At 42.2% G+C, this 18,709-nt stretch carries 14 protein-coding genes and 1 tRNA gene; 9 read left to right on the forward strand and 6 right to left on the reverse strand.

Annotated elements, in window-relative coordinates; all coding sequences use genetic code 11:
• Positions 1 to 121 precede the first annotated feature (121 nt).
• Positions 122 to 343: a 50S ribosomal protein L31 gene (gene rpmE, locus H710_RS01765; protein ID WP_041849140.1), complete on the forward strand. Its 222-nt coding sequence runs from the start codon at positions 122 to 124 to the stop codon at positions 341 to 343.
• 562 nt (positions 344 to 905) lie between these two features.
• Here the strand turns inward: rpmE and H710_RS01770 are convergent.
• Positions 906 to 1,652: a YebC/PmpR family DNA-binding transcriptional regulator gene (locus H710_RS01770; RefSeq protein WP_041849141.1), complete on the reverse strand. Its 747-nt coding sequence runs from the start codon at positions 1,650 to 1,652 to the stop codon at positions 906 to 908.
• Between the two features lie 514 nt (positions 1,653 to 2,166).
• Here H710_RS01770 and H710_RS01775 point away from each other — a divergent pair.
• The 7 genes from H710_RS01775 (at position 2,167) to H710_RS01805 (ending at position 12,490) form a co-directional block, all read left to right on the forward strand.
• On the forward strand, positions 2,167 to 2,868 hold the full coding sequence (locus H710_RS01775; protein ID WP_041849142.1) for a DUF1013 domain-containing protein: 702 nt from the start codon (positions 2,167 to 2,169) through the stop codon (positions 2,866 to 2,868).
• A 302-nt stretch (positions 2,869 to 3,170) separates the two neighbouring features.
• On the forward strand, positions 3,171 to 3,689 hold the full coding sequence (gene pal / locus H710_RS01780; protein WP_041849143.1) for a peptidoglycan-associated lipoprotein Pal: 519 nt from the start codon (positions 3,171 to 3,173) through the stop codon (positions 3,687 to 3,689).
• 577 nt (positions 3,690 to 4,266) lie between these two features.
• Positions 4,267 to 6,006 (forward strand): tRNA lysidine(34) synthetase, encoded by a 1,740-nt coding sequence (locus tag H710_RS01785; RefSeq protein WP_041849144.1) that lies wholly within the window; start codon positions 4,267 to 4,269, stop codon positions 6,004 to 6,006.
• A 122-nt stretch (positions 6,007 to 6,128) separates the two neighbouring features.
• Positions 6,129 to 8,360 (forward strand): ATP-dependent zinc metalloprotease FtsH, encoded by a 2,232-nt coding sequence (gene ftsH / locus H710_RS01790; RefSeq protein WP_041849145.1) that lies wholly within the window; start codon positions 6,129 to 6,131, stop codon positions 8,358 to 8,360.
• A gap of 692 nt (positions 8,361 to 9,052) precedes the next feature.
• Positions 9,053 to 10,405 carry a phosphoglucosamine mutase gene (glmM, locus tag H710_RS01795; RefSeq protein WP_041849146.1) on the forward strand — a complete coding sequence of 451 codons (1,353 nt, stop codon included), beginning with the start codon at positions 9,053 to 9,055 and terminating at the stop codon, positions 10,403 to 10,405.
• Positions 10,406 to 11,150: 745 nt separating this feature from the next.
• Complete coding sequence (locus tag H710_RS01800; RefSeq protein WP_041849147.1) at positions 11,151 to 12,032, forward strand: MotA/TolQ/ExbB proton channel family protein; 882 nt, start codon at positions 11,151 to 11,153, stop codon at positions 12,030 to 12,032.
• Positions 12,032 to 12,490 (forward strand): biopolymer transporter ExbD, encoded by a 459-nt coding sequence (locus H710_RS01805; RefSeq protein WP_041849148.1) that lies wholly within the window; start codon positions 12,032 to 12,034, stop codon positions 12,488 to 12,490. The genes H710_RS01800 and H710_RS01805 overlap by 1 nt, the downstream gene beginning before the upstream one ends.
• A gap of 819 nt (positions 12,491 to 13,309) precedes the next feature.
• Here H710_RS01805 and dut read toward each other — a convergent pair.
• From dut to H710_RS01825, 4 genes are all read right to left on the reverse strand, one after another.
• The gene (gene dut / locus H710_RS01810) at positions 13,310 to 13,864 is read right to left on the reverse strand and encodes a dUTP diphosphatase (protein ID WP_052472861.1); all 555 of its coding nucleotides are present in this window, start codon (positions 13,862 to 13,864) and stop codon (positions 13,310 to 13,312) included.
• Between the two features lie 961 nt (positions 13,865 to 14,825).
• A complete protein-coding gene (locus tag H710_RS01815) occupies positions 14,826 to 15,626 on the reverse strand; it encodes a VIT1/CCC1 transporter family protein (protein ID WP_041849149.1) in 801 nt (266 codons plus the stop codon).
• 469 nt (positions 15,627 to 16,095) lie between these two features.
• A complete protein-coding gene (locus tag H710_RS01820; RefSeq protein ID WP_041849150.1) occupies positions 16,096 to 16,668 on the reverse strand; it encodes a disulfide bond formation protein B in 573 nt (190 codons plus the stop codon).
• 12 nt (positions 16,669 to 16,680) lie between these two features.
• Positions 16,681 to 17,301: a YqaA family protein gene (locus tag H710_RS01825; protein ID WP_041849151.1), complete on the reverse strand. Its 621-nt coding sequence runs from the start codon at positions 17,299 to 17,301 to the stop codon at positions 16,681 to 16,683.
• 236 nt (positions 17,302 to 17,537) lie between these two features.
• Here H710_RS01825 and H710_RS01830 point away from each other — a divergent pair.
• Positions 17,538 to 17,622, forward strand: a tRNA-Leu gene (locus H710_RS01830).
• A gap of 416 nt (positions 17,623 to 18,038) precedes the next feature.
• Here H710_RS01830 and H710_RS01835 read toward each other — a convergent pair.
• Positions 18,039 to 18,671, reverse strand: coding sequence for a hypothetical protein (locus H710_RS01835; RefSeq protein WP_041849152.1), 633 nt, complete (start codon positions 18,669 to 18,671; stop codon positions 18,039 to 18,041).
• Positions 18,672 to 18,709 lie beyond the last annotated feature (38 nt).

Below are 18,709 nucleotides of genomic sequence, written 5' to 3' on the forward strand. Positions count from 1 at the left end.
TTTGATGCATGCTCAGCTATAGGGAAATCAACTCAATGAATGTATCAAAAAGGCGAAGAGAGTGCACTTAAAAAATAATAAAGAGCTTTTCTTCGTTCTCTGAAAACAGAAAGTTTGCCGTATGAAACCCAATATTCATCCCGACTATCATCAGATTTATGTTGTTATGACTGATGGAACCAAATATGCGACGCGTTCAACATGGGGAAAAGAAGGGGATACATTGAATTTGGATATTGATCCAACAACCCATCCGGCGTGGATTGGTGGGTCACAAACACTTGTTGACCGTGGCGGACGTGTTTCCAAATTCAAAAACCGCTTTGGAAATCTTGGCGTATAATTTTTACTTCAATCTTGGTGGATGCTTCATTTTATAAAGTTTCAACGAGAACAGGCCTAAAAAAGCAAAGTCCTTAAAAGAGGGCTTTACCTTAAGGAATTTAAGAGAATCCTTTTAAGGTTGAAAAAGCTTAAGCGATGCAAGGTTGCTTTTTTTGCCATTTTACCGATAGTTTGGTTTTTCTATGCTTTTGCTGATGAATAAGGTGCTTGTTTCAGCCTGAAGGAGTGCCTATCAGGAGGCTACAAAAAATCTATTGATAGTGTCTTACAGATAGTTGCAGGAGGATCAGGTTGCAGCCTTAGTTCAAAGTGCCTATTAGAGCGGTTTGCAAGAAGTTTCAAGGGGAATCAGGTCCATAAAGGGATAGCCAAAGAGAGGACAATAGTTACCGGAAAATGGCTCATAAAAGAAGGGGCAACAAGCACTCATCTCATAAGAAAGAATTCTTAATTTGCTTAATCAAAAAAGCGGACTGCTTCTCAACAGAGAGCCCAAATTTTAAACAAACACTATTTTAAGCAAATACTATTAAAAGCGGAGATTATAAACAGGCGCTATTTTAAGCTGATAATGTCGCTAAAACTTCATCACTCACATCAAAATTAGCATAGACATTTTGCACGTCGTCATCTTCTTCCAATGTAGAAATGAGACGTAAAATTGACATGGCTTTTTCTTCATCTACGGGGGCAAGTGTGGTTGGCTTCCAAATGGTTTTAATGAATTCTGCCTCGCCTAGGGTTGCTTCAAGCATTTTTGAAACTTCACCAATATCTTCAAACGCACAGGTAATATGATGGCCTGTTTCTTCTGATTGCACGTCTTCTGCACCTGCTTCAATGGCAGCTTCCATAACGCTTTCTGCTGTACCGGCTTCAGGCTTGTAGATAATTTCACCAATCCGGTTAAACATAAAGCCTACGGATCCTGTTTCTCCCAAAGCACCGCCGGCTTTGGTGAAGGCTGCACGCACATTGGAGGCGGTGCGGTTACGGTTATCGGTGAGGGCTTCAACAATGACAGCCACGCCACCGGGACCGTATCCCTCATACCGGACTTCATCATAATTTTCGACATCACTGCCTGAAGCTTTCTTAATCGCTCGTTCAATATTATCCTTTGGCATCGATTGTGATTTAGCATTTTGAACAGCAAGTCTTAAACGCGGGTTCATCGCTGGGTCAGGAGAACCTTGTTTGGCAGCAACCGTAATTTCACGTGCAAGTTTAGAAAATATCTTTGAGCGTACCGCATCTTGACGCCCTTTACGGTGCATAATATTTTTAAATTGTGAATGGCCTGCCATTGGCTCCCTCTCTGTTTGATGAGTGAGATTGATACTATCTCACATGTGCTTAAGGGCACTATGAAAGAGTATAGACTATTGAACGAAGACCCTTATAAAAAAAATCTTATCAAAGGTAAAGATCCTCGTAAAGAGAGATATCTTGTCGCAGCATAAAAATCACGTTATAAGAAAAGGATCACGCTATAAAAAGGTATCATTGTGTGATAGAAGCGATTTATTCGCAGCCGCGGTGGGATGTAATGTTTATTAAGAAGATGTTAGTGTCTACTGATTTGGAGCGAATGAAGAGGCTCTCTTTATTCTCTATAAAATTTTATAGAGAAGAGTGCAAACCCTGTAGCGTGACGAAACTGTGATCTGATGGTCCTATGGTTTGAAAAAATCTATGGTTAAAAAGCCTGTGGCTTGAAAAACTCGTAGTTTGATGATCTACAGATTGAAAATGGGCAGTTTCCTGCCTTTAAAAAGGAAAGCAACCTACCTTTAAAAAGGAAAGATGAGGAATAAGAAAATGGCAACGCAACTCTTGATGCCCAAGGCAACAGCTGTTTGGCTGGTTGATAATACAGCACTTTCTTTTGAACAAATTGCAGATTTTTGTAAATTGCATGTGTTGGAAGTAAAAGCAATTGCCGATGGTGAGAGTGCTTGCAGTATTAAAGGGCTTAACCCTATTAGTTCTGGGCAATTGACACGCAGTGAGATTGCGCGCGTTGAAGCAGACCCAACAGCTCGTCTTAAACTTGCTGAATCTAAAGTGAATATTCCCCTTCCTAAGCGTAAAGGTGCACGCTACATTCCTCTTTTTCGGCGTCAAGACCGTCCAAATGGAATCTTGTGGTTGGTACTCAATCATCCTGAATTAAAAGATGCACAAATTGCACGGTTAATTGGAACAACAAAGTCAACCATTGAGCAAATTCGCAATAGAACCCATTGGAATAGCTCTAATCTTGTTCCTATGGACCCTGTTGGGTTAGGATTGTGTTCGCAAATTGATTTTGATATCGAATTGCAGCGCGCTGCAAAAAATCGTCCTCAGTCTGAACAGCGGGATGAAACTTTGCTGCCTGCATCTGTTACAGAAAATGCCTTCTTCGATTTAATGGAAGATAAGAGAGAAAATAAATCTATAAAAAATCAAGAATTTGATGCAGATAAGGTTTTTGCCAAATTAAATACACAGATAAGAAACGCGCAAGACGCTGAATAGATATTTAAAGAGGGATTTTGAAGGGGCGCGGCAGAGACGTAAGTCAAACAGTTGGTATTTATGACTTAAGGTGTTTGTGTTTCCTAGCGGGCGGCTTTGAAAAATGGCGATATTAATAGGGTGAGATAAGAGATTTTTGTTAAAAGATGAAAAACAAAAAAAGAAGATGAGTATAAATAAAGACAAAGATTTTTCTTACTTAATTCTTGTTGGGATTTTTTTAACGATACTGCATTAAATTTTTCCTTTTAGTGCTTCAAAATTACCCCAACTTTGGCCTTTATAAAGAGGAGAATTAGCGTATGGATTTTGTTTACAAAATTATTTTCTGTCCATTGACTCTGGTCTTTGTTTGTTTGCTAAGTGTGGCTGGGTGTGGAAAAAAGACTATCAATCCAACCAATGATATGGGATTTTTTGCAAAAAATGCAAAGTATGGTGATGTGACACTAGGTTCAGAGCAAGATTTTGTAGTAAATGTTGGTGATCGTGTTTTCTTTAGTCTTGATTCTTCAGTTATTGAAGCAGACGCTCAACGTATTTTAATGCGCCAAGCAGAATGGTTGCTTTCTTATCCCCAGTATACCATCATGGTTGAAGGGCATGCGGATGACCGCGGAACACGCGAGTATAATCTAGCTCTTGGGCAACGCCGTGCTGTTGCGGTACGGGATTATTTGATTTCTCTTGGTATTTCTCCACAACGGATGAAAACCATGTCTTACGGTAAAGAAAGGCCTGTCGCTGTGTGTGATGATATCTCTTGTTGGAATCAAAATCGACGGGTGGTTATTAGCGTTACGTCAAAGGGCGGTGCATAAGGGTTTTTGTCAAAAATCTATTTTCCTATTGAGAAAGAGAGCTTTGTCTACTGAAAAGAGAGCAGGACGTGTTAACTGCTTAAGGGCTCTTTTTATAGAGGAGCAATAGCTCTGAAAACTTTTTGTGCAAAGCTTTTTTCCTCCATTGAGCCGTGTTGCTTTTTGCGCTCTCTTAAGAGAAGTTGGTTTTTTTGAGAATGTTCTCTTTTGCGGATTTTTTTATTTTTCGCTTTAAGAAAGGGGCAAATTCGAGGAGCACTTTCATATCATTGTGTTTTTTTCGGCAGACTTGGCCATCTGGCTTTTTTCCCGGTAGGCCGTGTCGTCATGTCTTTTCCAGCTGACAAAGATAGGGAGGCAAAGAGAGAAAGCGTTTTTTGAGGTATCTTCTAAGCATTTTTCGGATCTTACGTGTGTTCTTTTCAAAAAATTCAAGATAAAGTTGAAACTCATTGTGAGTCTCGCTACTCTTGGGGCCACTTGAAAAGCTATAAACGCTTTTATCAGATTGTTTTAACAAGGATAAATGGTGAACAATATTTTATCAAAGCCTTAAAAGAAGGAAAAATCGTTTTCGGTGTTTGTTAAATTAGCAAAAAATGTGTTTAAAGAGTCTGATTTTGTTCAGTGCCAGAAACTGATCTTAGCGGTTTCAGGAGGAAGTGATTCGCTAGCTTTGTTGTTTTTGCTGAGAGACTATTTCAAAACATGGTCTGCTGCTGATGAGACTGTTTCCTCAAGATCTCTTTCTTCTGAAAATATTCCTATTAAAAAAGTCCCCCCTGAAATTATTGTGGTGACAGTTGATCATCAATTGCGTGCAGAATCTGCTTTGGAAGCAGAAAATGTTGCTGCTCTTTGTCGCGCGCATCACATTAAACATGTCATTGTGCGGTGGGAAGGTGAAAAGCCAAAGACAAATATTGCTCAACAAGCCCGTATTGCCCGCTACGATTTGCTTTTTAAAGAAGCTAAAAAACAAGGTGCAACATTGATTATGACAGGGCATACGCTCAATGATCAGGTGGAAACTTATCATATGCGTCGTCAGCGTCTTCACAAGGGCGCTGTTATTGCTGAGCCAGAAGGAGAGGATGATACAAAGCAAGAGGCCGATATTAAGCAAAAAATTGGAGAAAAGAAAAAAGTCAAGCCAGAGATAGGAGTTCAACCAGAGGTCCACCCAGAAAGAGGGGAAGATGCTCAGCCAAAGACAGAGTTTGCGCTCAATGTTGTGCCACAAGAAGAGCCGAAGGCGCCAAAAAAGGCCGAGAAAGCGGTGGGTAGTGGTGTGTATCAAGAATTTACTTCTGAAAATGTGGAACAAAGTCTATCAGGTTACGATAGGAACAGCTTGTCAAGTTGTGATGGGGAAAGTGTATCACATCAGAGAGAAGAGAGTGATCTGTTCTATGAACGGGGTTTAGCCTGTATCCCGAGAGAGGCATTGTTGCGCGGCAAGGTGCGTTTGATTCGCCCTTTACTTGGCGTTAAGCGGAAAACATTGCGTGCTTATTTATCTTTGCAAGGAACATCATGGATCGATGACCCGACCAATGAAGATCGCAAATTTGAACGCGTGCGCGTGCGTCATTCTCTGCATCAACAAAAGCTTGCTGATATTGCCAAAAAGGTTAATCACGCGGCTGTGCAACGGCGCAAACAAGCACAAGATATTGCAGATTTGATTTTGGCTTTAGATATTTGTGTTGAATATGGGCACTGCTTTATCGGCAAACCTGCATCCTTCTTACAACAGCATGTCAATTTTCCCTTTGTTGTCGGGTTATTTGTAGTGCTGATGGGGGGTAACCCTTATTTACTGTCTTCTCAAAAAGTAGCAGCACTTGGGCGGAAATTATCTTTGCAGCATCCAGAAAAACAACGTTTCACGCTGTCTGGGTCTGTTATTGAATATAATCATAAAGGCATTGTGTGTTGGCGCGAAGCACGCAACATTAAGGAAGAGATTCTCTTCCCAGGACAAAGCTTGCTGTGGGATGGGCGCTATCAGATCATCAATCATGATGAGGAGGTTATCCGCGTTGGACCAGCAGATATTGACCATTTGAAATATTTTCTCAAACAGGGGGCTATGGATGGTGTCTTGAATTTTGAGCGGCCTCATTTCCCCTCTTTGCAGTCTCTTTTGATGATTTCGAAGAGTCAAGACGTTGATATTCCAGATTTGACTTCCCATCTCTATAGTAAGCGCAAAGTCATCATCAAACGTATTATGGCACCCTTTGATTGGTTGTTATCACGCGAAGATGCTGCTATTGTTAATGTTGTAGAGCCTTTATTAAACATCGAGTAAAAGAATTGAAAAAAATTATTCTAAAAGATAAGAAACCGCTTTCTTTCTCTTGGCAAGGCTGAGACAAGATTATATGCTATAAAGACTTCTTCGAGAACCTGTATCTGATAAATGGGCCAAATATGAATTCTAATTTTCGATCCTTGATGATTTGGGGCCTTATCGCCTTAGTTTTAATCGTTTTATTTTCTTTTTTTAATGGCAATAGGCAACGCGCCAGCAATGGTGAGGTTTCTTATTCCGAATTTTTACAAAAGATTGACAGTAATGAGTTGAAAACTGTGACCATCCAAGGTCAAAAATTAACAGGGCAAACGGCGGATCGTCGCACAATTTCAACTTATGCGCCAAGAGATCCCAGTTTGGTACAAAGATTAGATACAAACAAAGTCAATATTAGAGCTGTGCCCGAAAGCTCTGGCAATAGCATTTTCCTCAATTTATTATTCTCACTGCTTCCTGTTCTGATTATTGTTGGGGCATGGATCTTCTTTATGCGGCAAATGCAAGGGGGATCACGCGGTGCCCTGGGTTTTGGAAAATCAAAAGCAAAATTGCTAACAGAAGCGCAAGGGCGTGTCACCTTTAAAGATGTTGCTGGGGTTGAAGAAGCTAAACAAGATTTACAAGAAATTGTCGATTTTTTGCGTGAACCACAAAAATTTCAGCGTTTAGGGGGGCGTATCCCACGAGGCGTTTTGTTGGTGGGGCCGCCAGGAACCGGAAAAACATTGTTAGCACGCTCTATTGCTGGGGAAGCCAATGTGCCGTTTTTCACCATTTCAGGGTCAGATTTTGTTGAAATGTTTGTTGGTGTTGGGGCAAGCCGCGTGCGAGACATGTTTGAACAGGCAAAGAAAAATGCTCCTTGCATTATCTTTATCGATGAAATTGATGCTGTTGGTCGGCATCGTGGTGCCGGATTGGGTGGTGGAAATGATGAACGAGAACAGACATTAAACCAGCTGCTGGTTGAAATGGATGGCTTTGAACCCAATGAAAGCATCATTCTTATTGCTGCAACAAACCGGCCAGATGTGTTGGACCCTGCTTTGTTAAGACCAGGTCGGTTTGACCGACAAGTTGTAGTGCCCAACCCTGATGTTGCTGGGCGTGAGAAGATTTTAGAAGTTCATGTGCGCAGTGTGCCTTTGGCGCCAAATGTTAATTTGAGAGTTTTAGCACGGGGAACCCCAGGATTTTCAGGGGCGGATTTGATGAATCTTGTCAATGAAGCTGCTTTGATGGCAGCAAGCCGCAATAAAAAAGTGGTCACAATGCAAGAGTTTGAAGATGCCAAAGATAAAGTGATGATGGGGGCTGAACGCCGTTCAACCGCCATGACACAGGAAGAAAAAGAACTCACTGCTTATCACGAAGCAGGGCACGCGATTGTAGCTTTAAATGTGCCTGTAAGTGACCCTGTTCATAAAGCAACAATCGTGCCACGGGGCCGGGCTTTAGGGATGGTGATGCAATTGCCTGAAGGTGATCGTTATTCCATGAGCTATCTCTGGATGATTTCACGTTTGGCTATTATGATGGGCGGAAGAGTGGCAGAAGAGTTAAAATTTGGCAAAGAGAATATCACCTCTGGGGCTGCATCAGATATTGAACAGGCAACAAAATTAGCCCGTGCTATGATCACCCGTTGGGGGTTTTCTGATGTGCTTGGACATGTTGCTTATGGTGACAATCAAGATGAAGTCTTTTTAGGCCATTCTGTGGCAAGGACACAAAATATCTCTGAAGAAACCGCCCGCATGATTGATGCTGAGGTACGCAGACTGATTGATAACGCCTATAAAACGGCGACAAAAATTCTTAAAGCACAAAATAAACAATGGTTAGCTTTAGCGCAAGGATTATTGGAATATGAAACATTAACGGGGACAGAAATTAATGAAGTGATTGCAGGAAACCCTCCTTCACGTACACAGGGCAGTGATACTGCACCTTTGCGCACGTCTTCTGTGCCAAAGATTGGCGCTAAAAATGGCAAAGGGGCTTCACAAGCTAGTGATGCTAAAGAAGAAGAACCAAGTGTTGGAACAAAAGCTGTAGCAGCGAACTCTGCCAAAAAGGTGGTAAAAAATGCGTCTGCTAAAAGTGCGGAAAAGAAGGCATCCGGTACACAAATTAAAACAGCGACACCGGCCGCAACGCCTATCAAAGCCACATCAGCGAAGGTAGCATCGGCAGAGGCAGCGACAGCCAATATGGCCAAGAAGAGTCTGGGAAGTGCGCAGGCTAGTGATGCTGAAAAGAAACGCTTAGAGCATAATAAATCAGCACACAATAAAAAAGGCAATTTAACGGCAGAAGCCGCAAGCAACACAGAAGATGAAAAATAAGGGTATCTGCGTGATACAGAGAGGAAGCCTTCTTTTTCATGGGGATGTTGCATAGCATAGCGCTTTTTCAATGATAAAAACCAAATTTGTGAAAATAAAAGCGCGCTCTTATTTTGCGAGACGGATTGCCAACAAGGGTGCGTGAAGATTGAAGCCAATGAGCATTGAATTTTTGTCAAAAATGATGTGTGAAGATTGAGACCTGTGAGAGTGAGGTTTCGTCAGCGAGGGCATGTGAACTTGAAGCTTGTGAGGATTGAGGCTTTATCGACAAGGATATGAGAATTGAGCCCTTGTTAAAATGGTCTATGGAGATTTTGGCCCTTGTTGAAACTTGGGAATGGGGTAAAGTTTTCAGCGTTGAGCTTTCCGCTCTAAATTTTCAGCTTTGATAAATGGGCCGCTCTGGGAGATGAATTATTCTTTGCGGCTGTTCAGTATAGGGTAAAAGGGTTTTGCGAGAATTTTTAAAAACGAAGTGAGCATTTTTAAAACGATATTGTGGAAAAATAAAGGCTGTTTTCTGTGAATTTTAGATCAGTTTGTAAAAACAGTGTGTGGTCTTTCAGGATTTAGAGAATATTATAAGTCAGGAATTCATGAAAGGGTTGCGTCTTGTTTTGTTGAAAAAGATAAGCACTCTGAGGGAAAGTTTGTAATGGGCTTCAAGCAGTCGTGGTAAAGGAAACAAAATGGCGCGTAAATATTTCGGTACAGATGGAATTCGTGGCAAAGCTAATGTTTTCCCCATGACACCAGATTTCGCCATGAAAGTGGGGATGGCTGTTGGTGTTTTGTTTCGATCAAAAGCGACATCCCGTCGTGTTGTGATTGGGAAAGATACCCGGTTATCTTGTTATATGCTTGAAAATGCCTTGGTTGCAGGGTTTACAGCAGCAGGGATGGATGTCTTTTTGCTGGGGCCTATTCCAACACCTGCTGTGGCGATGTTGTGTCGTTCGTTACGCACTGATATTGGGGTGATGATTTCTGCCTCTCATAATGCTTTTTATGATAATGGCATCAAGCTTTTTGGTCCTGATGGTTTTAAGCTATCAGATGAAAAAGAAACAAAAATTGAGGCTTTGCTTGATTCTGATATTTCAGAACTGCCCCTGGCAAATTGTGAAGAAATTGGGCGAGCCAAACGGGTTGAAGGTGATATTTATCGTTATATTGAATATGCCAAGCGAACTTTGCCGCGTGATGTGCGTTTGGATGCTTTGCGTATTGTGGTTGATTGTGCCAATGGTGCTACCTATAAAGCGGCGCCACGTGCCTTGTGGGAATTAGGGGCTGAGGTTATTGCCATTAATAATGAACCTAATGGTTTTAATATTAATCAAGAATGTGGTTCAACAGATCTGACATCTTTAAGAAATAAAGTTCATGAAGTGCGTGCTGATGTTGGTATTGCACTTGATGGTGATGGCGATCGTGTTTTGATGGTTGATGAAAAAGGGCAAATGATTGATGGTGATCAGTTGATTGCTGTCATTGCGGAACATTGGCACAAAACCGGGCGGTTGCATCATAAGGGTATTGTAACAACGGTGATGTCGAATTTAGGGTTGGAGCGCTTTCTATCGGAGAAAGGGCTAGAGCTTATTCGCACAGATGTTGGAGATCGCTATGTTGTTGATATGATGCGCCAGAAGAAATATAATATTGGTGGTGAATCCTCTGGCCATATTATTTTGAGTGATTTCTGCACCACGGGAGATGGCTTGGTGGCTGCTTTGCAGATTTTGGCCTGTATAAAGGAAAGTCAACAACCAATGAGCCAGTTATGTAAGCGCTTTGAGCCTGTGCCACAAATTTTGAAAAACAAGGTCGTGCACAATAAAAATGTCTTGCAAAAGTCTAAAGTGCAAACAGCTATTATGAAAGCCTCTGAACATTTAGGCAAAGAGGGGCGGCTGTTGGTGCGCGCTTCTGGAACAGAACCGGTGATCCGTGTCATGGCAGAAGGGGATAACCGCGAAGCTATAACTGCTATAGTCGATGATCTCATTAAGCTGATTGCGCGCCATGATCATGATTAAGACAAAATCATAATGGGGAAATTTTCCTCGTGTACAATTTCTCCATGGACACAATGTTGTGAAGCTTTTCCCTAAAAGGCAGATCCCCTATGGGATGGGGCTAGAACTAAGGTTTTAAAGGTAAGATTTTGGACTCAAGTGTTTAAGGATCGGGGTTGGGGATAAAGCCCTAAGGGTTTAGATTTTGGGGCATAGAACTCGATCAGAAGGTTCTGCTTTATGCTTAAAGAGCATTTTCCAGCTCTGCTTGTGTTTCATAACCTTTGTTTTATAAGGTTAAACTTTGAAATCAAAAATTTAATCCAGCAATGATAGCATGTTGCTCCTTATTCATAGAGCTATTTCATGTTGTTGAACTTGTGTAAACAGACCAACTTTCTATGCAGAATGTACATCAAGTATGGAGAATATGCAGTAAAGGGTTACAAGGGGGCTAGAGAGGGCTTTTATCAACGCGGAACGGATCTCACTCTTTATCGTTTTCATGCTGTTTTTTTGTAAATTTTCGTTGCAAGGGGGAAGAAAAGTCTCTGTGAAGGGGGAGCAGAAAAGGACAAGGGTTGACTTAAACAAGATTTGTTTTTGGTTCTCTCTTATGGTCAAAAAGCTTTATTTATTTTGTGTTGTTGGCCTTTGATCGTGAAGAGGCAAAAAATACAGTTGCAATATAATCGCGATACAGTCAAAGAAACAATAAAAACAATGCAAATGATGAGGGTACAGTAACACTGTCTGCGAGGGAGAAATGGGACCTGACGTAGCACCACTTCTAGAGAGTAATTTTCCTTCATTTGCAGCGCATGATTTTTCCCCTCTTGCCATGTTTATGGCAGCCGATTTTGTTGTAAAAGCCGTGATGGTTCTTCTTATTTTGGCATCTATTGTATCGTGGACAATTGCTTTTGCCAAAATCGTTGAAATCACTTTGGCAAAACGTAAAGCACAGCGCGCTTTACGCTCCGCTCAGCAGGCGCAGACTTTGGCGTGTTTGGTGGATCAATTGCAAAATCAAACAGGGGCTAGTGTTTTATTTCTCCAAGAGACATTGAGAGAAATTTCTTTGTCAACACAACAGGGTGTTAGTCTATCCGCACAACAGAATGTTGCCTCATCCATGCAACAAGGTGTTGCTGTACAAAAAGGTGTTCCTTTGTCAACAACACAACAGAGCGCTGCTGGGTCTGAAGAGGCAGAGAGCAACAATAATCCAGACATTCTTTCAGGCATGCTCCATGAGGGTGTGAAAGAGCGGGTTCATTCGCTGTTATCGCGCTACTTATTGGTGGCAACACAGCGCATGGCAGCAGGCAATGCTATCCTGGCAACGATTGGGGCCATTTCCCCCTTTGTCGGGCTTTTTGCAACCGTTTGGGGGATTATGAATTCCTTTATCGGGATTGCAAAAACACAAACAACGCGGTTAGATGTGGTGGCACCAGGCATTGCGGAAGCCTTGTTGGCAACGGCTCTTGGGCTTTTTGTTGCGATCCCCACTGTGGTGATGTACAATGGTTTGTCGCGTGCATTGAGCCATTATCGCAGTGATTTAGGCAATGTCGCCGCAGCAATTGAAAGACTCTTAAGTCGTGATATGGATCGACAAAGACAACAAAAAAGTCTCCAATAATGGCTATGAATTTTCAAGATGATTGGGATAACGCAGAAGATTTTGAGCTCAATAATACAATCAATGTGACACCTTTCATTGATGTTATTTTAGTGTTGCTCATTGTTTTTATGGTGGCAGCGCCTTTGGCTACATCGGTCATTCCTGTTCAACTGCCAGCTGTTACGCAAGAGCCTGTTTCACATCTTGATGAACCACTTTACATTACTTTAAAAAAGGATGAATCTTGGTATGTCGGCAATAAGCCTGTGAGTGAGGCTGATTTTATGGAGATCTTATCTCAAGAGACTAAGCAGAATCTTGAAACGAAGATTTTAATCAATGCTGATGCTGAAATTGATTATGGCTATGTGGTGGGTGTGATTGATCGAGTCCGCATGGCTGGCTATACCAAAATTGGCCTTGTCGGGCTGCAAAAAACGGCCAATAAAACGGTTGAGACTATTCCTGCTGAATAATCTTTTCAATTTTTTCAATGATTTAAAAAATTTTACGCGTAAACAAAAAACCTCATGCTTAAATTAAACTAAGTGAGGAACAGATTATTTTCTTAAAGCATTTGCGCGGGTCGTGGTGTGCATGGGGCGCGTGCGTAAATGTAAGTGCATGCGATGGAGGAAGGAGCCGGTGTGAATGTAGTTGCTATGTTTGGAGTTGTATGCATAAAGGTGAGGGTATCCGTGTTCGTGCTGTATGGGGGTAGGTGTGCTTAGTCGTTGTGGACATGGAGCGCGTAAATGTTGAGGGAGCAGTTTTTGGGCGTTTTTTCTCAGCATCATCAGCCTTTTGTACTCTCTTCACATTCTTCTTCACTGTTTTGACCGGTGTGCTGGATGCCTTCTTTTTTGCACCTTTAGAATAGGACGTATAAGTGATTTCGCGAGTTGTGGCAGGGATTATCGAGAGTGCATGCTATAGTGCATGAATGTAGGTGTATAGTAGATAATATATGGGGGCAGGGAGCAGACGTGAATGTAGTTGTGTGAATGTAGATGCCATAGGGTGAGACGTATAGGCTTGATGCTTAGGTTCTTTCCTTTCATGGAGAGCGTTGGGCTTCGTATAGGAGATGATCAAGCCTTGCATATGATGAGGTTATGTAAGTGTTGCGCCTTATGCTGGCAGGTATTTAAGAGTGTGTTACAAGGCATTGACGCATAAAGGTGAGCACATAGATGTTTGTGCATGGGAAATCCGATGGGGAAGAAAGAGATAGCAGAGATGGATGGTGCAAAGCGCACCATCACTATCATCGTGATTTCTATTATAGATTTGTATTATTTCTGTCCTGTTGAACCAAAGCCGCCAGTGCCGCGCCCTGTGTCAGGTTGATTGCTAAGATCTGTTTGAGAAGAGGTCCGATCTGAATTTGGGTCCAACAGGCGAACTTCCACCTGAGTTACAGGAGCGATGACCGTTTGGGCAATGCGCATTCCACGTTCAATGATAAAGTCTTCTTGGCCTAAATTGATCAGCAACACTTTTACCTCACCACGGTAATCACTATCAATCGTGCCTGGGGTATTGAGGCAGGTGATGCCGCTCTTTAAAGCTAAGCCAGAGCGTGGGCGTATTTGTGCTTCAAAACCAGGGGAGAGATGAAAAATAAGACCTGTGGGGATAAGAGCCCGCTGCCCGGGGAAGAGTGTGATGCTCTCATTTTCAGGAAGCGCGGCCCGTAGATCAAGACCTGCTGAGCCTTCTGTGGCATAATGGGGAAGTGCTAGACCTTGTCCATGTTCAAGGCATTGAACCCATAAAGGTAATTTTTGCGATGGAGAAGAAGAATTGTGTGCGTCTTGCAAAGACATGTGGGGATGATGATCAGACATGACAAAAGATTTCCAAAACAGTAAAAAACAGACAAAATGTTAACACCAGCATGTTAAAAAAAACGAGCCGATAAATGGCGCACTCCATGGGATGAGCTGTGCTCCACAGTGTATACGTTACCAAAAAAATGTCTGTAATAAAAACCAAAATTCCATCAAGAAGATGTTAATGTAACACTTGGCCCAAAAGAGGGAAGAGCAAGCAAGTATGGCTTAAGAGGGTGAAAGGCAAAGAACAGCCTAAATGATAAGAAGATGTTGACGTAGAATGGGAGGAGAAGATGTTGGGTGTGAGGCCATGAAAGGGCAGGGACGCAGCTGATGTGAGGCACAGCTTAAGAAGGGAAAAGGCATGTTCTAAAGGGTGAAAAGATGTTGGTGGTGAGGTGGCAGGGAAAGTGAGAGGCCATATGAAGTGGGCTGTCTTAAGAAGGCGAAGAGACATTGGTGGGGGGCATCCTAAAAGAGGAGAAGATGTTAGGTGAAGCTTTCTGAAAAGGATGAAGCAGGAACGGCTTAAGAAGGCAGCCGGTGCAAGGCGTGGATTAAGAGAGGGGAAGAAGAGTAGGGTTCAGCCTGAGAGAGGAAGAAGACCTTTATACGGCATGGCCTGAGAGAATGAAGGAAAGGTATGGCTTAAGAAGGTAAAAAATGTTGGTATGAAAGGTGGCAGGGAAGAGTGAGAGGCAATATGGAGTGGGCTATTTAAAGAAGGAAAGAAAACGTGTTGGTAGGAGCATGCCTAAAGGGAAAAATATATTGTATAAAGCCTGAAAGGGCGTAACATAGCTGATGTGACTCATGACCTTAAGAAGGGGACAGGGACGGCCTAAAGGACGAAAAGATGTTGGCAGTGAGGTGAGCGAAGAAAGAGGTGAGGAGTAACATTGTGTAAGGTACAATCTAAGAAGGAGAAGAGCAAGGCATGGCTTAAGGGCGAACCTTGGTTCCTCTTCCAGATTTATGCACTGCCAATCAAAATACCGGTCGCAAAAACCAAAATTCCACCAACAATCACCTGCAGGGAAGCACGCCAAAAAGGTGTTGCCATAAATTTATTTTGAATCCAAACAATGGCCCATAATTCAAAAAACACAATAATAAGCGCAAGAATTGTTGCCGCGTAAAAAGAGGAAAGCAAATAAGGCAATGTATGGCCCAACCCACCCAGGGTTGTCATGATGCCGTTGGCGATGCCTCTTTTCAGTGGTGAGCCGCGCCCGGATAATTTACCATCATCATGGGCGGCTTCTGTAAACCCCATGGAGAGACCCGCCCCAATCGAAGCAGAAAGGCCTATTAAAAAGGTTTTATGGGTGTCACCCGTGGCAAAAGCTGCAGCAAAAATTGGCGCCAGAGTAGAAACCGATCCATCCATTAAACCCGCAAGGCCAGGTTGGATCCATGTTAACAATCGTTGTCGATATTTTGGTGACGAATGTGTATGGTCTGTTGGCTTTGCTCCTTCTGCACAGGCTGCTTGTATAGCTGGTACTGGTGCAGGAGAGGATTCAGGAAGCCATGACTCTAAAATTTTTACATAATTTTTACAGGAAAAACACTGACAGCGTTGATGATGCTGCGAGGAATGATCCTTCGTATTAGCAGGGAATGTTGCTTTTAAAGGGCAAGACAGCTGCAGTGCTTGGCTATTGTTGTCGCAACAAAGGGCTGCACAAGGCCCTGTCACTGTTAAAGCATGAGAGTCTATGTAAGAGGTAGAGAATTTGCGTTTCAACAGTGAAAAAAAGGCTTCAAACATAACAGACCTTTATAATTTAGAATAATTCTAAATGTAGGGCGTCAAAAAGACAAAGTCAATCCGAAATCAGAATTTTCCGTGTGATAAGATGAGAAAATTTGTGTTTTGCTTCTGTGCAAGAGAGGGGGCCAGGTTGTGGTGGGGCAGGTAAGGGAGAAATGGCTGTGATGAGGGCTGTAATACAGGGAGACAGAGCTGTTATGGAGAGGAATTATGGTGAAGGTGTAAAGGTGATGGAAGATATGATGGAGGATTGTGACGAGGACCATGAATGATAGGGGCCATGGTGAGGAGGCCGTGATAAAGGTCATAATGGATGGCTGTGATGGGAGGTTCTCATGGATGGGTGTGGTATGTTGTGCATAGTTTGTAGAGATGCGATGTGGCATAGTTTGTGGATGTGGCATGTCTATCCTGTGGATTGCAATGCATCTTTCATGTGTGGGATGTTGCTCTTTAAGTGCAGGATTTATGTTATTTTGCGTTTTGATAACAGTCCCTTTGAAGCAGCAAAAAGGCTAAGCAGCATATAAAACAGGCTTGCTACGGCGTTCCATCCTGCAAAGGATAAAAAGAGAAAATGTCCTGGAGTTTGCGAACAAGAAGGTGGTTGAATATTGTTTAAGTGATGCAATAAGTGGTTGGCATTTGTGATGATCCTTGTTGCCCCTACGCCACAACTGGTTGGTGCAGGCCAAAGTTGATATTCAATCCCCACATGATAGATCGCTAAGCCAAGGCTACAAGCCATGATTCCCCCAACACATAAAAACAAAAACCTTACCCAGCAAGATGTTTTGACAAACCATGCCCATAGGCTGGCGGTACCCAAAAAAACAAGAGCACTATAATAAGGCAAACGCTCAATAAGGCATAAAGAACATGGGAGATATCCCCCAATATATTCAAAACCCAGGGTCAGACCTACAGTTACTGAGAGACTGAGAGTAAGGCATAACGCCCAAAAACATCGTTCTTTATTGCTTTGTGTTTGGTAAAGATGTTTATGCAAAAAGGAGGGCAATGATAAAAAAGGAACCATGGCTTATTGTCTTTAAAAATTGAGATAATATTTCAAAACAGTAGAAAAAAGTCCATAAATCAATCCAAAAGCAATTAAACCAATGAGTAAGACCCATTTCCACTGTTTCGATATAAAGGAAAGCACTTGTGAGCCAAAACGTTGAATAAGCCACGCGAAAAGATAAAAACGAGCACCGCGGGCGATCAAAGAGGTGGTGGAAAAAAGCCAAAGAGGAATGTCCATCGCACCTGCAAAAAGTGTGGTCATCTTGATGGGAGGAATGTGAAACAACCCTGAAAGAAAGATGCAAACCACAAGCATTTCCTGCGTGATATGGGTTTGTAGAGCTTGAAAATAGTCATATTTGTCGTAAAATTCTAAAATGGGTCTGGCGATGCTGTCATAGGCATAGGCGCCAATATACCAACCCAAAATGCCGCCTAAAACAGAACAAACTGTCGCAATAAATGCGTAAAAATAGGCTTTTTTAGGGCGAAGAAGCGACATCGGAATGTACAATACATCCCCCGGGATAGGGAAAAAAGAACTTTCAATAAACACAATGAAGCCAAGCCAATAGGAAGCTGTCCGCCGCGTTCCTAAAGAAATTGTCCAATTTTTTATTTTTTTTATGTTTCGTTTTATATTCATATAAAATCAAATTCTTTGTTGTAGAGTTAAAAATATTGATCCAACGGATGTTCCATCCAAAGAGTGTTCCATAGAGAGAAACTTACAAAAATTGAACCCTGGAGGAAACAACAGAGATCAAAATGTGGCCCATTTTGTAAAAAATAGAATGCACCTGTTGACGAATCTACCATTCTTCATATAGTGCAAGGTCAAAGAGTACAAGTCTAACTATGCTGTACTCTTGAGCATTGTATGCGGGTGTGGTGGAACTGGTAGACGCGCCAGACTCAAAATCTGGTTCCGAGAGGAGTGTCGGTTCGAGTCCGACCACCCGCACCAGTGCCCGTAGGCGCTACCCTGTAATTGGTATATTGGGTGAGTGGTTTGTTGAGTGGGCCTGTCTATTCAAGGGGGCTATGCATTGAATAGCCCCACATATCAAACAAGACCATTTTTCTCAACTTTCCAGCTTAAGCTTTCTGATTAATTTTTCTTTGTTAATGCGAGCTTGATGAAACTTTGCTGCGCAGGCTCTTTCTGTTATGCGTTAACTGGCAACACATCAATCATCTATGGGAGGATTTCATATTTGGAAAATTGGTATGGGGGATTTTTTACCTGGGATTCATGTGGGGATTTGATATCTGGATATGGAGGATTTGAATTCTTGGAGATTGTGCAATTTTAAAATGACGACATTTTTTATTGATTTTCTATAGAAAGTTCATTTGAGAAAAACCTATTTGCGGTTTTTTTTAAGACTTTGCTTTCATATAACTCCAATGAAGAGCCATCAAGTCCAAACAGTCGCGCAAATGATCCGCTAGGGAGTTTTGTTTGCGTTTGACAGAGTTTAATTCTTTGATCGATAGGCCATAACCGACCACTTGCTCAACCAGGGCATAGCCGAGAATTCCAAGTTGAATTTTGATCTCTTGTAGCTGTTTGGTTGCTTCTATTTGGTACTCGATCTTGCCTTGATAAGGGGGGTTGCCGTCAACCTTTTGCCGGGTGAAATCAAAGCCCATATGCGCTTGTCCCTGTATTTGGTACCAATATTTATAGAAATGTTCTGCTGCCTTATATTGTGCTTTGCTGATATGCCCTTTGGCATATAATAGGGCAATGGGGCGGCTATGCGCATCGGCGATGGCTATGATGGTGCGTGGGTTTCTGGAACTCTCTTTATACGCTGGTTGGAAATATGGGTTGCTCGTTTCAATAGCGATAGCCTGTGTTTTTAAAGACCCGAGACTTTGGGAGGATTTGCTTGAGTTTTGAGAGAATTGGCCTATTTTTTTTAAAGATTGTGCGACATCTTGCTTTGAATGCGCAACATCTTGCTTTTTTTGTTGCGGTGTTTTTACAGAATGAGCGTGTTTCTTCATGGGATTCTCCTAAAAGAAAGATCATTAATCTTTGTGTG

The organism is Bartonella bacilliformis Ver097 (genome assembly GCF_000709795.1).
In the GTDB taxonomy this organism is placed as follows: domain Bacteria; phylum Pseudomonadota; class Alphaproteobacteria; order Rhizobiales; family Rhizobiaceae; genus Bartonella; species Bartonella bacilliformis_A.

What these genes read in the sequence shown, in the direction of transcription:
- H710_RS01825 (WP_041849151.1), bottom strand. Translation starts at nt 17,301, where the DNA reads ATGAATATAAAACGAAACATAAAAAAAATAAAAAATTGGACAATTTCT.
- H710_RS01770 (WP_041849141.1), bottom strand. Translation starts at nt 1,652, where the DNA reads ATGGCAGGCCATTCACAATTTAAAAATATTATGCACCGTAAAGGGCGT.
- H710_RS01805 (WP_041849148.1), top strand. Translation starts at nt 12,032, where the DNA reads ATGGCTATGAATTTTCAAGATGATTGGGATAACGCAGAAGATTTTGAG.
- rpmE (WP_041849140.1), top strand. Translation starts at nt 122, where the DNA reads ATGAAACCCAATATTCATCCCGACTATCATCAGATTTATGTTGTTATG.
- ftsH (WP_041849145.1), top strand. Translation starts at nt 6,129, where the DNA reads ATGAATTCTAATTTTCGATCCTTGATGATTTGGGGCCTTATCGCCTTA.
- H710_RS01775 (WP_041849142.1), top strand. Translation starts at nt 2,167, where the DNA reads ATGGCAACGCAACTCTTGATGCCCAAGGCAACAGCTGTTTGGCTGGTT.
- H710_RS01800 (WP_041849147.1), top strand. Translation starts at nt 11,151, where the DNA reads ATGGGACCTGACGTAGCACCACTTCTAGAGAGTAATTTTCCTTCATTT.
- H710_RS01820 (WP_041849150.1), bottom strand. Translation starts at nt 16,668, where the DNA reads ATGGTTCCTTTTTTATCATTGCCCTCCTTTTTGCATAAACATCTTTAC.
- pal (WP_041849143.1), top strand. Translation starts at nt 3,171, where the DNA reads ATGGATTTTGTTTACAAAATTATTTTCTGTCCATTGACTCTGGTCTTT.
- dut (WP_052472861.1), bottom strand. Translation starts at nt 13,864, where the DNA reads ATGTCTGATCATCATCCCCACATGTCTTTGCAAGACGCACACAATTCT.
- H710_RS01815 (WP_041849149.1), bottom strand. Translation starts at nt 15,626, where the DNA reads ATGTTTGAAGCCTTTTTTTCACTGTTGAAACGCAAATTCTCTACCTCT.
- H710_RS01835 (WP_041849152.1), bottom strand. Translation starts at nt 18,671, where the DNA reads ATGAAGAAACACGCTCATTCTGTAAAAACACCGCAACAAAAAAAGCAA.
- glmM (WP_041849146.1), top strand. Translation starts at nt 9,053, where the DNA reads ATGGCGCGTAAATATTTCGGTACAGATGGAATTCGTGGCAAAGCTAAT.